The organism is Bacteroidota bacterium (genome assembly GCA_037133915.1).
Classification (GTDB): Bacteria; Bacteroidota; Bacteroidia; order Bacteroidales; family CAIWKO01; genus JBAXND01.
Map to the genome: position 1 here is coordinate 1 of JBAXND010000007.1, position 15,501 is coordinate 15,501.

Genomic DNA, 15,501 nt, shown 5'->3' on the forward strand with positions numbered 1-15,501 from the left:
GGTTTAAGGTCAGTAGAAGGAATGAATGAATAGAGATTGGCGGCTCACGGATAATACGTTTTGATTGTGACAAAAATGCACGAGTCGCAAATTAAGTCGTAAGTCGTGAGTCGTAAGTCGTAAGTGAAAAAAAAAGAAGACAGAATCAGAAGAATTTATTTACCCCGGAGGGGTTTAAGGTCAGTAGAAGGAATGAATGAATAGAGATTGGCGGCTCACGGATAATGAGTAGAAAATGTGACGAAAATGCATGAGTCGCAAATTAAGTCGTGAGTCGTAAGTCGTGAGTCGTAAGTCAAGAGCCGAAAGTGAAAAAAAATAGAAGACAGAGTCAGCAGAGAAAAAGGAACAATAAACAATTTTCAGCAAACAATTAACAGTTAACAGTTATCAGTGACCAAAATCAGTTATCAGTAAAAAATACAACCATCATGGATGAAACATGGAATGAACGCTACGCCTCTGAAGAATACATCTACGGCACGGAAGCGAATGAGTATCTCAAAGAAAAACTGCAATCCTTAGCAGCAGGAAAAATACTTTTGCCCGCTGAAGGTGAAGGCCGTAACGCAGTGTATGCAGCAACGCTCGGCTGGGACGTCTTTGCATTTGATCAAAGCACCGTCGGTCGCGAAAAGGCGCTGAAACTTGCGGCAACCAAGAATGTTACTATCACTTATGATATTGCGGAATTTGAAGATGCCGATTATCCGGAACATTCATTTGATGCACTGGCGCTCATCTACGCACACGTGCCCTTTCAATTAAGGGCGCAATACTATTCAAAACTATTCAGTTTCCTTAAACCCGGCGGAATGCTTATTCTGGAAGGCTTTTCGAAAGAGCAGACAAAGTTCAACTCAGGCGGGCCGAGAGATGCATCCATGCTTTTCTCCGAATCAGAGCTCAAAGAAATTTTGTCGGACATGAATATTCTTGAGCTGGCGACCATTGAAACAACCCTGCAGGAAGGCAATTACCACGAAGGGAAAGCAAGCGTGGTACGCCTATTTGCAAAAAATAAATAGAATAATATTTTACTATTTCTTCAACGAAACATTTGTCCGGCTGTAAAAATACAGTGCTAATGGGCGATATATGGCGTGTGCAAACTTAGAAAAAGAAAAGAGCAGCACCAATTCCATTGAAATAATGGTGTGTATCATAAATACCACCTGATTTGCCATATTGCTCAAATTGAAGAATACTGCAGCTTCCAGCCAGAAGCCGGTAAATCCTGCAAGCCACAGAAAAATGAGCAGCAGCCAGTCAGCCATTTTGGTTTCCTGATAGGAACGGGCGATTTTTTTGATACGATAGTAAATAGCAAGGCTGGTTCCGTATATCATCATAAGTCCGGCAACAGTGCCTAACAGGCGGCTTGGAAGCCACATATCCGTAGCCGGATCTTTCAACATGAAGTCCAACACCGTTGCAAGCAACAATCCTAAAAATCCCCACATGATAGACCAGTGTACAAACCACGGTCTGACCATCCAGGGCTTGTCATTCCAGAATGAACCTTCGTCTGAATCACAATCGCGGTATCGTTTCATGGCGGTTAGTTCACGTCCTACAAGAGAAAGCGTTTTAAAAAAACCATTTTTCTGCTTCACATCCTTTTTCACACTTTTAGACAGCGCCATAGTCATGCTGATTAAACCCCAAACCATGGAAAGCCCGGTAAAACTGAATATCACAAGACCCATTGTATGAATGACAGCATAGGGCAGCCATTCAAATATCCAGCGTGCAATTTCCATTTCGGGTTTGAGAGTCATCAGGAAAAAGCCAAGAATGAATGCTAAAAACAGTGTTATAAATAACGAAAAGATATTGCTTTTAAATATCATTCCGGTTAGTCCTGTAGGTTCGAAACCCGCAATTGCGTAGCGACGCATTGCAGCCATGTAATCGCCCGGAGCCGCCTGACGCGGACAGTTTACAGAACAATCGCCACAGGCATAACACATCCACAATTCTTTGCTTTGCTTGATATCACTTGTTTGCCCCAATACTCCGTAACGGATGAACATACGCGGGAAGTTTGCGTTTTTATCAGTAAGATTGCAGATGGCAGTGCACGTGCCGCAGTTATAACACGCCTTAAAATCCTTTGCACCGTATTTTACAATTTCCGATGCAAACTCAGGTCTGGCCCTTCTCATGATTGGGAATTTTTAATTTTGTAATAGTAATATACTTCCATGCTATCAAGTCCGTCAGCGACTATGATGCTGTATTTGTTCATGGTCATCATCTGCCATGTAACCGAATCGGTTTTCATATTCAATGCTTCAGCAACCTCAGGAATTGTTTTTCTGCCGCCGTTCATCACGCCAAGAATACTTTTCCACAGCTGAGGATATTCTTTCATGGTTACGGCATTCTTATCTGTCACTTCTTCTTGTTTTTCTGAATGCACCGCGAGTTCGGCCTTTTCTGTAAAGCCATCAATCATTGCTTCAATTTCCAGATCCGTATATTGAGCTACTTCAATGGCATTTGTCGGGCAAACAGGAGCGCATATTCCGCAGCCGGTGCAGGTAGCACGATTTACGGCAGCAATGTGTTTTCCGGATGATTCAATTTCCCGAATAGCAGAATATTCACATACTTCGGCACATTTTCCGCACCACAGGCAAGCATTCGCATTCACCGATGCGACAATCGGGTCGAGTGAAACCGAACCGCCTTTCAACAGTGCATTCACCTTGGCAGCAGCCGATAAAGAGGATTGCAAGGATTCGGTAATGTTCTTCGGACCCTGACAGGCGCCACCAATATAAACACCTTTAATAACGGTTTCGACCGGTTTTAACTTAGGATGTATCTCGTTAAAGAATTTATCACTGCCCACAGGAATTTTAAATTTACCAGAAATATCAAGGCTGTCAGCCCGTGGCACCATGCCAGTTACAAGCACAACCAGATCCGCAGGAATTTCAAGTTCCATTTTAGAGGTCAGGTGATCTTTCACTTTTATCAGCAGACCTTTGCTGTCAGAATCCACAACAGGCGGATCTTTTTCATTAAAACGTATAAATACATCGCCTTGTTTCGAAGCCTTTTCAAATAAAATCTCCTGCTTTCCGTATGTTCTGATATCTCTGTAAACGTGGTAACTTGTAATATTCTCAAACTTCTCATTCAATACAAGACTAGCTTGCATGGTCGATGAACAGCAGGTTCTGGAACAATATTTATTATCGCCTTTTGCCTGACGATTGCCCACACAATAAATAAAAGCAACCTTATTCACGCGTTTACCATCGTACTGCAGAACTCCCCCATTTTGTTCCATCAATTGCAAAAAGACAGGCAGCGTAATCACATTTTCATGATTTTCGTAATGATATTCTCCTTGCTTAGGAATGTATGAATCAAAACCCGTAGTAACGATTACCGCGCCCGTGCTGAGATTCAGCAATTCGGGCTGCTGGTTCAGGTCTATAACCTTCGCATATTTTTCGAGAAAAGCAGTTTCATTTTTCAGAGCGTCAACGTCAACTACAGGAACATCTGGGCATGCAGAAGGATACGATTTGTAAATAGCTTTGCGCTCTGAGATTCCATGTCTGAACAAATCAGGTACCATTACAGAGCATTCATCCATCGCTTTTTCAACATCCGCACGTTCAGATTTGCCATTGATATAGCGCGGATTGATTTTTATATCAACACTGAAATTACCGATGCTTCCTGATACTTTTTCAATTGTTGAACCGGTGAAGATGGTAATATTGGGAAGTTTCCTCATTTCTGCATACATCGATGCCACCAGTTCTTTGCCATCATTTCCGCCCATAAAAAGTGAGCCATGCTGAGCTGTCCGACCACCCACAAAATAATCATTCTCTACAAGGTAAACTTCATTACCCATTCGTGCCAACTCAACAGAAGAGCGCATTCCGGCAAGACCGGCCCCTACAACAAGGACAGCACGTTTCACCTGAATCTCGATATTTTCAAGAGATTCCGAATGCGACACACGCTTTATTCCGGCGCGGATGAGCCCGACCGCTTTTACTGATGCTTCGTGTTTTTGATCGGAATGTGGCCATGAACATTGTTCCCGGATATTAACCTGAACATAATTTGAAGGATTCAAATCGGCACGCGCAGCAACGCCCTTGAAGGTATGTAAATGCAGCTTAGGCGAACAGGACGCAACAACAATCGCATCCAGGTGATGCTCTTTAATGTCATTAACCATCGCCTTTTGGTTGGAATCGGCACAGGCAAACATCACATCTTTTGATATCACAACGCCATCTTCGCCCTGAAGCATTTTACCTATCTCTTCAACATCAACGTAATCAGAGATATTTCCACCGCAGTGGCATATATAAACACCTATTCGCTCTTTCATACACGCTTTGTTTACTTATTCTGTACAAAAATTTATTCTGATAAAGCCGATAAATAGCCCGCCACTTCAGATGCAGCGCATCCTGCTGAAAGTATGGAGTCGGGAATATCTTTAGGTCCGGAGGCAGCGCCTGCAACAAAAACTCCGTCAATACTGGTGATTGATGGGTTTGTGAGTTCCTGCATCTGTTTCACAAAATTATAATCATCCAGTTCCAGCTTCTGATTGGTGAACATTCCCGGAATTCCTTTATTCGGAACTACGCCTACCGAAAGCACCACCAAATCGTGCTTTGCTTCTTTGACGGTTCCCGTAGCAACATCTTCGTACCGCAAAATGAGATCGCCTTTGGAATCTTTCTCGCGAATCTTCGCCACTTTTCCTTTCACAAAATTTACACCCATTGACTTCGACTGCTGAAAAAACTCTTCATAGCCTTTTCCGAACGCTCTGATGTCAATGTAATAGATTGTGATGTCGGCCATGGGCAGCGCGCCCATAAGCAGCTGCGCCTGCTTTATGGAATACATACAGCATATCTGCGAGCAGATGGGATTGTTGGCACAGTCGGAGCCACAGGGCATATTTTCAATACTCGAATCGCGCGAACCGGTGCATAATACGTATGCAATATTATCGGGCACCTTGCCATCGCCCGGACGCAGCACATTATTATACGGCCTTGTGGGAGCAATCAATCTATCCATTTGCATGGAGTCAATCACATTGGGATATTTATCATAACCCAATTCGGGTTTCCCGGATGGTGGAAATAATTTATAACCGGTAGTGATGATGACTGATTTTGCAATGGTTTCAACAACTTCTTTCTTTTGACTGAAATCAATAGCATTTGCAGGGCAAGCGGAAACGCACTGATGACATTCGCGGCAGTTGCTGCAATCAAGACAGCGTGCAGAACTGCGTTTGGCTTCTTCTTCGGTATAAGTAAGTTCAACTTCCTTAAAATCATGCACACGCACATTTGCAGAGCGCAATTTACTTTTTAATGCAGGCAGCTTTGATACCGGCGCTTTCTTAAGAATTTCTTTTTTATCTACTGCCGGGAGTTTATCACCCGATTCAAACTCATCGGGATTGAAGCCATGGAGAAATTTATCCATGTAAAACGCAGCTCTTCTGCCCTGCCCTGCTGCTTCAATAATTGTTGAAGCGCCGCTGACACTGTCGCCACCTGCAAAGATGGAAGGCTCCTCAGTCTGCAACGTTTTATCATTTACGGCAATGGTACCGTTCTTTTTCAATTTCAGTTGCGATGCAAATCCGGATGTGGAAGGCTGCAGGCCGATAGCCCCAATAACAAGGTCCACCTCAACTTCATATTCCGAACCATCAACGGGAACGGGCCTGCGACGGCCGCTTTCGTCGGGAGTTCCAAGTGCCATTTTAACAAGCACCGCTTTCTTCACCACCCCGTTATCACCAATGAATTTAACCGGATTGCGCAGCACCAGTAAGTTCACACCTTCTTCTTCGGCTTCTCTGATCTCAGGTTCAAAGCAAGGCATTTCCTGCCGGCTGCGGCGATACACAACATCAACTTTAGCAGCACCCAGCCTAAGGGCAGTGCGCGATGCGTCAATAGCCGTATTTCCGCCACCAATCACCATCACCTTTTTACCCCGCAAATCAAGTTTTTCACCAATATTCGCCTCGCGCAGAAAATCGAGGCAACCTACGATGCCGTCCAGGTCATAACCGGGAGCATCGAGACGGCTTGTTTCATGTGTTCCAACGGAAATAAAAACGCTGTCGAAACCGTCATCGCGCAAAGCTGCAATATTCTCAATTTTTTTGTTCAGAACAATTTCTACACCTAGAGCAGTAATATTTTTAATATCCCGTTCCACAATGGTTTTCGGAAGACGATATTCAGGAAGTGTGAGCATAAGCATGCCACCTGCAACAGCTGCAGCTTCAAATATCTGAACCGAATGACCTTTTAACGCAAGATGATAAGCAGCAGTGAGACCGGCCGGTCCGGAGCCGATTACAGCAATCCGTTTACCCGTTGATTCGGCTTTCTGCAGAACTGCAGGTTCAGGGTGTGATGCATAATACCCGTCAGAAAAAAATCGCTTGATGTTTCGAATATCAACAGCATTATCGAGGTTTGAACGGGTACATTCATTCTGGCAGGGAGCATAACAGGCGCGGCCAAGACTTCCCGGTAACGGAATATCTTCAAGATGCAGCTTCATGGCATCTTCATACTGACCGTTGCGCACCAGTGATATGTAACCATATGGTTTAACCCCACCGGGACATTCGTTGATGCAGGGCGCCGAAACATCTTTGCGGTCAATGGTTGCAATGCGTGGATTCGCCAGGCTGAATGGTATATATGCTACTTTACGACCGGCAAGGTCGGCATTGTATTCGTCGGAACGCACCTCAGGGCAAGCGACTTCACATTCCTGACAACCGGTACATGCTTCGGGAATAATATACCGCGGATTATTGATGATGCCCGCTTCAAAATGACCATTCACTTTTGAAATGCCTTCAATTCCGCTGTTCAGCATCAGTGTAATATTAGGATGGCGGGCCGTTTCCGACATTTTAGGTGTGGTGATACAGGCAGCGCAATCAAGCGTAGGAAACACTTTGCTAAGCTGTATCATTTTACCGCCAATGGATAATCCCTGCTCCACAAGCAACACCTGGTAATTCATGTCGGCGAGGCTCAGAGCAGCTTCCTGTCCGGCAATGCCACCACCTATCACGAGTGCATCGTACTTATTTACTTTTTTAGCCATGATTCTTATTGTGATTATATTCCGGCAAATTCTTATTGCGCAACATATTTTTCTGTGGATATGCTTCCAATTTCATTCAGAATGCGGCTGAAGTTATCCATGTGACTGGCAAAGGGCTCGGCACATACAGAGCAAATAGCAGCCATTCTAATGCGCTTCGGGTTGATTCCGCGCTCCTTCATTATTTTTTGGGAGTCGGTAATGATGGTATTCGTATGTTCGGCACATTTAGGGCTGTAAGAGCATTCATGACCGTCAGCAGCAATAAATACGCCGTCGAATCCACGTTCCAGCGCATGCAATATCCATTTTGGCTTGATGCCTGATGAGCATGGAAGGCTTATCACGTATACTGCAGGTGAATAGTGAATCTTTCTCAGTCCGGCCTGGTCAATGCCCGGGTCAGATATCTTGTCTGTTGAAAAGACCAGTATTTTAGGCCTGTGGTTGGGTTCGCTCATAATGTTTATTATGACTTTAAATGATACAGAAAAAGGTAATAAGTAATAGGTGATGATTAATTTCAATGCAGTTATCCCGCATTGAAAAAAATACTCATGCCGATTCTATGCCCAGCGAAATAGCTAAGATTTCGAGAGCTGATTTATGCTTTTTTCAGAAATAATCTAGAATAGCTGTCTTCTTCAACAATACCTAAAAATTCGTGCTCCATTTTCTCGCACCATCTGGGAATGTCGTGTTTTGTACCTTCATCGGATGAAAGTATTTCCATTACGTCTCCGGATTCAATATCACCAATAGCTTTTTTTGCTGCGAGCAGCGGACCCGGACATGCAGTACCACGGGCATCCACAATTTGTTTGGCTTCGACTGATTTCAATTCCTCTGTTGTCATAATAATTTCTCCTTTATTGATTATATAAATAATTGAACTTTACTTTCACTTGCATCGGCTAAAAAGGTGGCCACACCGCAAATTGTCATATGCGGATAATCCATCATTTCTTCTTTTTTAAATCCCATCAAGTCCATAGACATTTCACAAATATTGATTTGAACGCCCAGTTCGCCGGCGGTTTTGAACATCTGCTCAAGCGATGCTACATTTTTTTTCTTCATCAAACCTTTCATCATGGAAGTGCCCATTCCCATCATATTCATTTTCGAGAGTTTTAGTTTTTTGTTGCCTTTAGGCAGCATCATTCCAAACATTTTCGACATAAAATTTTTACCGGCAACTTTTTTACCCGGATCGCGCAAGGCAGCCGTTGCCCAAAAAGTAAAAAACAATTTGACCTTCATATCATAGGCAGCAGCACCGGTAGCAATAATCATTGCCGCCAGGATTTTATCGAGGTCGCCCGAGAATACTACCATAGAAAGTTGATCTTTGGTGCCTTTTTCAAGTTTCCCGACTTTCTTTACCAATTCCTGTATTTTGAGATCCATTTCGTTGTCCATTGTTTTTTGATTTTAGATTCAACACAAAAGTATTACCGCTTGTTATTCATAAAACAAAGACCACCGTGCGATAAAGCATACCCTGCTGTGATATTCATCACACCTCACAAATATTTTAGTACCTTTGTACAAGACCGTTAACCAAATGGAAAAACACAATTGCAAGGATTGTCAGATTAAATCGGCCGCTGCACGCAACCTCAGCAACGAAGAATTCGAAGTTCTTGAAAATAACAGTGTGCAGGTAAAATTCAAAAAAGGCGAAATTATTTTTAAGGAAGGAGCACTTTCGCTGAACGTCACTTATCTCAAGAAGGGGATTGCAAAACTTCATCGGTCGGGACCCGCGCATGATAAAATTCTAAGACTTATAAAAGCGCCCAGCTATCTGGGTATTCCGACCACATTCGGCGATAAAATCAATCAGTTCTCGGCAACAGCTATTGAAGATACAACGGTTTGTTTTATCGACAGCAACCTCTTTCGGAACTTCATCTTCAGTAACGGAAAATTCGCTTTCGAGATTATTGCCGAACTATGCAGGAACGAATTGCTGGATTATCAACGATACACCAGCCAGTCACAAAAACAAATTCCCGGTTTGTTGGCAGAAACACTGATATGTTTTTCCGATAAATTATATGAAAGTGAGCAATTCAACTTTCCGCTTAACCGAGGTGAGATTGGAGATATGATAGGAACGTCAAGAGAAACCGTAAGTCGAGTGCTCACCGAATTTGCTAATGACGGAATTATAGAAATGACAGCCAAAGACATTAAAATCTGCAACCGAGAACGCCTGAACCAAATCAGCGAAAAAGGCTAAAAATCTTTATCCGAAAAAATATATTGACCTTCCCTGACACCCTTACTCTCTATAAATGGACAACAACAATCTTAGCATTTTCATTGAAAAAATAAAAGAAGCAGCAACTTCACAGAAACTTGCAAAACTCACCATTGCAAAAAAAAGGAATAAGAACCTTGAGACAACAAGAGTTAGAATTACGCTGGTGCGGATAAGTGCAGGACTCAGGTTGTCTTTTGTATACCAATATCCGACCAGGGAAATAACTCGAAATTTAGGAATAGAAGAAGGGATTGAAGAAATATTGAATCTTCTGACCAATGATTTTTACAATGCCGATCTTTTTACTGCAACGGAAACCGTGCAATTTGTCAGGAATCAAAAAGGAAATACCGGACTTAAAACAGTAAAAGCAGCAAATACAGCGCTTCCCGAGCTTGAACATGATCACAAAAAAAAGAGTTTCATTGAAACAACAAATAACATATACCTGCGCGAACTCGGAATTACAGGTTCCGACTGGACATTAAAAAAAGACATGACGGCTAAATTCAGGCAAATCAATAAATACATTGAAGTGCTTGATGCTGAATTTAAAAACCTGAACCTCCCTGAAAATGCTGTAATCATGGATATGGGATCCGGCAAGGGATATCTTACATTCGCACTCTATGATTATTTTATTAATTTTCTGAAAGTCAAGGTAAATATTACAGGCGTTGAATTCCGAAAAGAACTTGTTGCCTATTGTAATTCTATAGCAACAGCCTGCAATTACAAGGGTTTGCATTTTACCGAAGGGAGCATTGAATCAACGGAATTGAAAAAAGCAGATGTGCTTATTGCCTTGCATGCTTGCGATACTGCTACGGATGAAGCCATCTGGAAAGGTATAACTGCCGGGGCATCGCTGATAGTAGTTGCACCATGCTGCCAGAAACAAATCAGGAAACAATTCAGCGTAAATAATGAAATGGCACCACTGCTCAAACACGGCATACTTGAAGAACGGCAGGCAGAGCTTATTACCGACGGACTCCGCGCTTTGATTATGGAAGACTGCGGCTATAAAACAAAAGTTTTTGAATTCATTTCTACTGAACATACGCCTAAAAATCTAATGATTACCGGAGTTAAAAAAGCCGGAAATCTACCTAAAAAAGATATTTCTGAAATGATTCGTAACATTAAAAAATCATACGGAATCGAATATCACCATCTCGAAAAATTACTTGGAAAAAATTATTGATTTCTTATTATTCGCACATAAAAAACCTTTGATTATCTTCGCAACAAATGCTGCGACATAATGCAACGAGAGATCATTATTGAAGGTGCCCGCGAAAATAATTTAAAGAATGTAAACTTACGCATTCCTCATTACAGGCTCATTGTAGTTACCGGCGTTTCCGGAAGCGGTAAATCAAGCCTTGTTCACGATGTTATCAGCCGCGAAGGACAACGACTTTTTATCGATCATTTTACCGGTGGAAATTATCAGTCCGAAAAAAAGCTAAGCAAACCAAAAGCCGACAGCATACAAGGTCTATTCCCCGTAGTATCTGTAAATCAAAATTCTGTCGTTCGCAATCCGCGTTCAACTGTAGGTACATTAACGGAAATTAACGATTATTTACGCTTGTTATTTGCACGGTTAGGAACATCAGCCACATTTAGTGCGAAAGCTGACCGCAGCCTGTTCTCATACAATTCGCCCAAAGGCTATTGCCCGGTTTGCAAAGGGCTCGGCGTTGAAGACCATATTGATCCCGAGCTCATTGTAGACGACGAAACCAAAAGCCTGCGCGAAGGCGCACTCGTGCTTTCCACCCCAAACGGCTATATCATTTATTCGCAGGTAACCCTGCCGGTGCTTGACCAAGTGTGTCGTGCCGAAGGATTCAATGTTGACATTCCCTGGCACGACCTTACGGACGAGCAAAAAAATATAGTGTGGTACGGTTCCGAAAAAATTAAAGTATTATTCGGTAAGCACCCGCTGGAATCGAGGTTACGGTGGACGGGCATTACAGCCAAGCCCCGAGCTGAAGAATTTTACAAAGGCATTCTTCCGGTGATGGAAGAAATTCTGCGAAGAGAACGCAATCCGAATATTATGCGCTTTGTGCGCTCATTTACCTGCCCTTCATGCTATGGTAAAAGGCTGAATGAGCAGGCACTTTCTTTCAGGCTGTGGGGATTAAGCATAGCCGATTTCAGCGCCATGAGTTTGCAGCAAATACATCAATGGTTCTCTTCGTTTTCCATTCCGGTAACAGATAAACAAGTTGCCGACCCCGTAGTAGAAGCTATTATACGACGCAGCGAGGGACTTTGTGAACTCGGACTTGGATACCTCACGTTGAACCGCGAATCTACAGGTCTTTCAGGAGGTGAAGCACAGAGAATACGATTGGGAAATCAGGTGGCAACGGGATTGCGCAATGTACTGTATTTGCTTGACGAGCCGAGTGCCGGACTGCATCCTTCTGATCATCATAAATTGCTTGGTGTGATTCGTAAGCTCGTGAATAATGGTAATACCGCTATTGTGGTGGAGCACGATGAACAAACCATGCATGCTGCCGATTGGATTATAGACATCGGACCGGGGCCGGGCGAAAAAGGGGGCGAGATATTATACAACGGACCTGCAAAAGATTTTCTGAATGTGCTTATACCGAAAAGCATCACATCACAGTTCCTCAAACATCCGCATAGATTTGAAGCTGATACGACAGCAAAAAATAAGACATTTTTTGAAATAGCCGATGCCGATAAAAACAACCTGAAGCACATCAATGTCCATTTCGCTTTTAACACATTCAACGTATTGACAGGCGTTTCAGGTAGCGGAAAATCGAGTCTTGCAGGATTTCTGATTGAAACAATTATTCCGGCAAAATCAGGTGGTACCGGCGATTTTCGTAAGGTAATACACCTCGACCAGTCGCCCATCGGCCGCACGCCCAACAGCAATCCTGCAACTTATACGGGTCTGAGCGATTATGTCCGCGACCTGCTCGCGGCGCTTCCCGAATCCAAACAAAAAGGATTCAAAAAAGGGCAATTCTCATTTGTTGTAAAAGGAGGAAGATGTGATGCATGCAATGGCGCCGGAACACAGCAGCTCGGCATGCACTTTTTGGGCAACATAGAAGTCCCCTGTGAAGAATGCAATGGGAAACGCTTTACTGAAGAGACTCTTGATATCAAGTATAATGGAAAAAATATTTTTGAAATTCTTGAATTATCAATTGATGAAGCGCATGAATTTTTCAACGATCAAAAGAAAATAGTCGCCATTACATCTGTTCTTATTGAACTAGGACTTGGTTATATTAAACTTGGTCAACGCTCCACGACACTTTCGGGTGGTGAAGCACAACGCGTAAAACTTGCCTCGGAACTGGCACGTCCGGCAAACGGGAATGTTCTGTACGTTCTGGATGAACCAACCACCGGTCTTCATATGGCCGACACCGAAGTACTTATAAATGCGCTCACAAAACTCGTGAATAAAGGGAACACAGTTCTCGCAATCGAACACGACCCTAATTTCATACTCCGTGCCGGATGGGTTGCTGATCTGGGTCCCGGAGGAGGAGACGATGGCGGAAATCTGATAATTGAAGGCACTCCACAAGATGTTATTGAATGCGCATCTTCCCTGACGGGGAAATCGCTAAAAGCTTATATTGAAGGGAATTCTGACCAATATAATAATAACAAGAAAAATATTTTTAACACGAATGAAGCCATGAGTCTGCATGGCGTAAGTACAAACAATCTGAAAAATCTTGACATTTCAATACCGTTCAATTCCATAACGGCAGTTACAGGTGTTTCGGGAAGCGGAAAATCATCGCTTGTATTTGATACGTTTTATGCAGAAAGTCAGCGCAGGTTCATGGACGGACTTTCGTCATACGTCAGGCAGTTCATCGGGAAAACCGGGAACCCGGTACTTGATAGCTGCAACGGACTTACGCCCGCTATCAGCGTCCAGAAAAAAAATCCCTTGAAAAATCCCCGCTCAACAGTTGCCACTTACAGCGGTCTGTATGATTTGTACCGGCTGCTTTACAGCCGACTTGGCAAAGATTTGACAGGCAATAGAATGGAATTATCATCGGCCTTTTCTTTCAATAATGAACAAGGCGCATGCCCGGTTTGCAAAGGCTTGGGTCTACTCACTGTGTGTGATGAAAATAAATTGATTACCGATGCCACACTTCCGATTATTGCCGGTGCACTTGACGGCACAATCACAGGAAAGTTTTATGGTGACCCTTACGGACAATATGTTCATACGCTTCTTGCTGTCGGAAAAGTGCACAACCTCGATTTCAGTCTGCCATTCTTGCAATTAACTTCAGAAGCCAGAAACCTTGCACTCTATGGCTGCGACGACGAAATTTTTGAGGTAGAATGGAAATACAAACGTGGCAGTCACGAGGGTACACATAACATGAAAGCCCAATGGCCGGGCTTTTGCGGACACATCAACACCGAATATGAGCGCAAGCATGACGGTCATCGGGGTGATGCAATGATGCATTTGATGACCAAAAAAATCTGTCCGGTATGTGATGGCAATCGGTTAAAACCCGAATTACTGATTTTCAGGATTGGCTTTGTACATATCGGTCAGCTATGCTCCTGGTCAGCGGATGAGGCAATACCATGGTTCAGGAAAGATTTTGCAAATTGCTTCAGCAGCGATGCGGAGCGTGCAACAGCATATGGCTTTATTACTGAAATAGTACCACGACTCGAATCACTGGTTAAAGCAGGACTTGGGTATATAGGCTTAGGACGATTGGTATCAAGCCTTTCGGGAGGAGAATTCCAACGTTTGAAACTTGCCGCACTCATGCGTTCTTCAATCACAGGAATCACGTATGTACTCGACGAGCCATCATTCGGGCTTCACCGTAAGGATATCTTGCGAATGCGTGAGCTGATAGAAAGTTTGAACAGCAATGGAAATAACGTACTGATGGTTGAGATGTCGCCGGCACTTTTGGATACAGCACAGCATGTTATTGAACTTGGCCCCTCGGCAGGTAAGGCAGGAGGAACAATTATTTATTCAGGTTTGCCGGCCGATGTCACAGACCGAATGAACCAAATCATAGAATCGGCCCTGACGCTATCTCGGCAATTGCCTGATGGTTTAACCATTGAAGGCGCCTATGCCAACAATCTAAAAAATATTAATGTACGGATTCCTTCACGGGGATTAATAGCCATTACCGGTGTAAGCGGCAGCGGCAAGACGAGCCTTCTATCTGAAGTAATATATAATAGTTATAATGCAGGCAAAGCCGTAAACTGCTCGTCTGTCAAAGGGTTTGAAAATTTTGACGATTTATTACTAATTGAACAGGACGTTCCTGTGGGCAGCGCCATGTCGATACCGGCTACATGGTTAGGAATTGCCGATTCTCTGAAAAAAATATTCGGAGCAACTGCTTCCGCAAAAGAAGCGGGGTTCAAAGAATCGGCGTTCTCATTTCTTTCGCGCGATGGGCAATGCCCCGATTGCAAAGGCAGCGGTAACACGAACGTGAGTCTGGATTTTTGGAGTGACGCACAGGTAACGTGCGAGACCTGCAAAGGCAAACGATACCGGTCTGAAATCTTGAAAATTAAAATAGAAGACCTCAGCATTGCCGACGTTCTTGAACTTCCGTTTACCGAATTAGCTAAGTTTCTGGAAAGAAACATTTCGCCCAAAGCAAGGAGTCAGGTCTCAAAAATTTTAATGATGGCCGAACGCACCGGGATTGGATATCTGACTGCCGGGCAACCTATGAATACCTTGTCGGCAGGAGAATTGCAGCGGCTCAAACTTGTTGCCGGACTGTCAGGTGCAAAATCGCATAAAATGCTGTATTTGCTGGATGAGCCAACCGGCGGACTTCATCCTGAAGATACACTGCATCTTCTTTTACTTTTTGATGAGCTTATTGACCGAGGTGCAAGCATCATTTGTGTTACCCACGATGAAGTAGTAATGGCGCATGCCGATTACATTATTGAACTTGGTCCTGCCGGAGGTCAGAATGGCGGATACGTGATATCAGCGTCCTGAGATATTTTAATTCACAAAA

Annotated in this window: 10 protein-coding genes; 4 read left to right on the forward strand and 6 right to left on the reverse strand. The window is 43.4% G+C overall.

Features of this window, described 5'->3' with window-relative positions:
• The first annotated feature begins 431 nt into the window (after positions 1–431).
• A complete protein-coding gene (locus WCM76_03815) occupies positions 432–1,028 on the forward strand; it encodes a class I SAM-dependent methyltransferase (GenBank protein MEI6764742.1) in 597 nt (198 codons plus the stop codon).
• A 12-nt stretch (positions 1,029–1,040) separates the two neighbouring features.
• Here WCM76_03815 and WCM76_03820 read toward each other — a convergent pair whose 3' ends face one another.
• The 6 genes from WCM76_03820 to WCM76_03845 form a co-directional block, all read right to left on the reverse strand.
• A complete protein-coding gene (locus tag WCM76_03820) occupies positions 1,041–2,168 on the reverse strand; it encodes a 4Fe-4S dicluster domain-containing protein (GenBank protein MEI6764743.1) in 1,128 nt (375 codons plus the stop codon).
• Positions 2,165–4,372: a CoB--CoM heterodisulfide reductase iron-sulfur subunit A family protein gene (locus WCM76_03825; GenBank protein ID MEI6764744.1), complete on the reverse strand. Its 2,208-nt coding sequence runs from the start codon at positions 4,370–4,372 to the stop codon at positions 2,165–2,167. The genes WCM76_03820 and WCM76_03825 overlap by 4 nt, the downstream gene beginning before the upstream one ends.
• 32 nt (positions 4,373–4,404) lie before the next feature.
• The gene (locus WCM76_03830; GenBank protein MEI6764745.1) at positions 4,405–7,152 is read right to left on the reverse strand and encodes an FAD-dependent oxidoreductase; all 2,748 of its coding nucleotides are present in this window, start codon (positions 7,150–7,152) and stop codon (positions 4,405–4,407) included.
• A gap of 32 nt (positions 7,153–7,184) precedes the next feature.
• The gene (locus WCM76_03835; protein MEI6764746.1) at positions 7,185–7,613 is read right to left on the reverse strand and encodes a hydrogenase iron-sulfur subunit; all 429 of its coding nucleotides are present in this window, start codon (positions 7,611–7,613) and stop codon (positions 7,185–7,187) included.
• 143 nt (positions 7,614–7,756) lie between these two features.
• Positions 7,757–8,008, reverse strand: coding sequence for a sulfurtransferase TusA family protein (locus WCM76_03840; GenBank protein MEI6764747.1), 252 nt, complete (start codon positions 8,006–8,008; stop codon positions 7,757–7,759).
• A 20-nt stretch (positions 8,009–8,028) separates the two neighbouring features.
• The gene (locus WCM76_03845; protein ID MEI6764748.1) at positions 8,029–8,574 is read right to left on the reverse strand and encodes a DsrE/DsrF/DrsH-like family protein; all 546 of its coding nucleotides are present in this window, start codon (positions 8,572–8,574) and stop codon (positions 8,029–8,031) included.
• Positions 8,575–8,719: 145 nt separating this feature from the next.
• Between WCM76_03845 and WCM76_03850 the strand changes: the two genes are divergently transcribed.
• The 3 genes from WCM76_03850 to WCM76_03860 are packed head-to-tail and all read left to right on the forward strand — an operon-like array spanning position 8,720 to position 15,482.
• Positions 8,720–9,400: a Crp/Fnr family transcriptional regulator gene (locus WCM76_03850; protein ID MEI6764749.1), complete on the forward strand. Its 681-nt coding sequence runs from the start codon at positions 8,720–8,722 to the stop codon at positions 9,398–9,400.
• Between the two features lie 55 nt (positions 9,401–9,455).
• Positions 9,456–10,631, forward strand: coding sequence for an SAM-dependent methyltransferase (locus WCM76_03855; protein ID MEI6764750.1), 1,176 nt, complete (start codon positions 9,456–9,458; stop codon positions 10,629–10,631).
• A 60-nt stretch (positions 10,632–10,691) separates the two neighbouring features.
• Positions 10,692–15,482, forward strand: a complete 4,791-nt coding sequence (locus WCM76_03860; protein ID MEI6764751.1) for an excinuclease ABC subunit UvrA — start codon at positions 10,692–10,694, stop codon at positions 15,480–15,482.
• The last annotated feature ends 19 nt before the right edge of the window (positions 15,483–15,501 follow it).

Bases quoted from the DNA above. Each gene is read 5' to 3' on its own strand.
- WCM76_03845 (MEI6764748.1), bottom strand. From the start codon at position 8,574: ATGGACAACGAAATGGATCTCAAAATACAGGAATTGGTAAAGAAAGTC.
- WCM76_03825 (MEI6764744.1), bottom strand. From the start codon at position 4,372: ATGAAAGAGCGAATAGGTGTTTATATATGCCACTGCGGTGGAAATATC.
- WCM76_03830 (MEI6764745.1), bottom strand. From the start codon at position 7,152: ATGGCTAAAAAAGTAAATAAGTACGATGCACTCGTGATAGGTGGTGGC.
- WCM76_03835 (MEI6764746.1), bottom strand. From the start codon at position 7,613: ATGAGCGAACCCAACCACAGGCCTAAAATACTGGTCTTTTCAACAGAC.
- WCM76_03860 (MEI6764751.1), top strand. From the start codon at position 10,692: ATGCAACGAGAGATCATTATTGAAGGTGCCCGCGAAAATAATTTAAAG.
- WCM76_03815 (MEI6764742.1), top strand. From the start codon at position 432: ATGGATGAAACATGGAATGAACGCTACGCCTCTGAAGAATACATCTAC.
- WCM76_03855 (MEI6764750.1), top strand. From the start codon at position 9,456: ATGGACAACAACAATCTTAGCATTTTCATTGAAAAAATAAAAGAAGCA.
- WCM76_03850 (MEI6764749.1), top strand. From the start codon at position 8,720: ATGGAAAAACACAATTGCAAGGATTGTCAGATTAAATCGGCCGCTGCA.
- WCM76_03820 (MEI6764743.1), bottom strand. From the start codon at position 2,168: ATGAGAAGGGCCAGACCTGAGTTTGCATCGGAAATTGTAAAATACGGT.
- WCM76_03840 (MEI6764747.1), bottom strand. From the start codon at position 8,008: ATGACAACAGAGGAATTGAAATCAGTCGAAGCCAAACAAATTGTGGAT.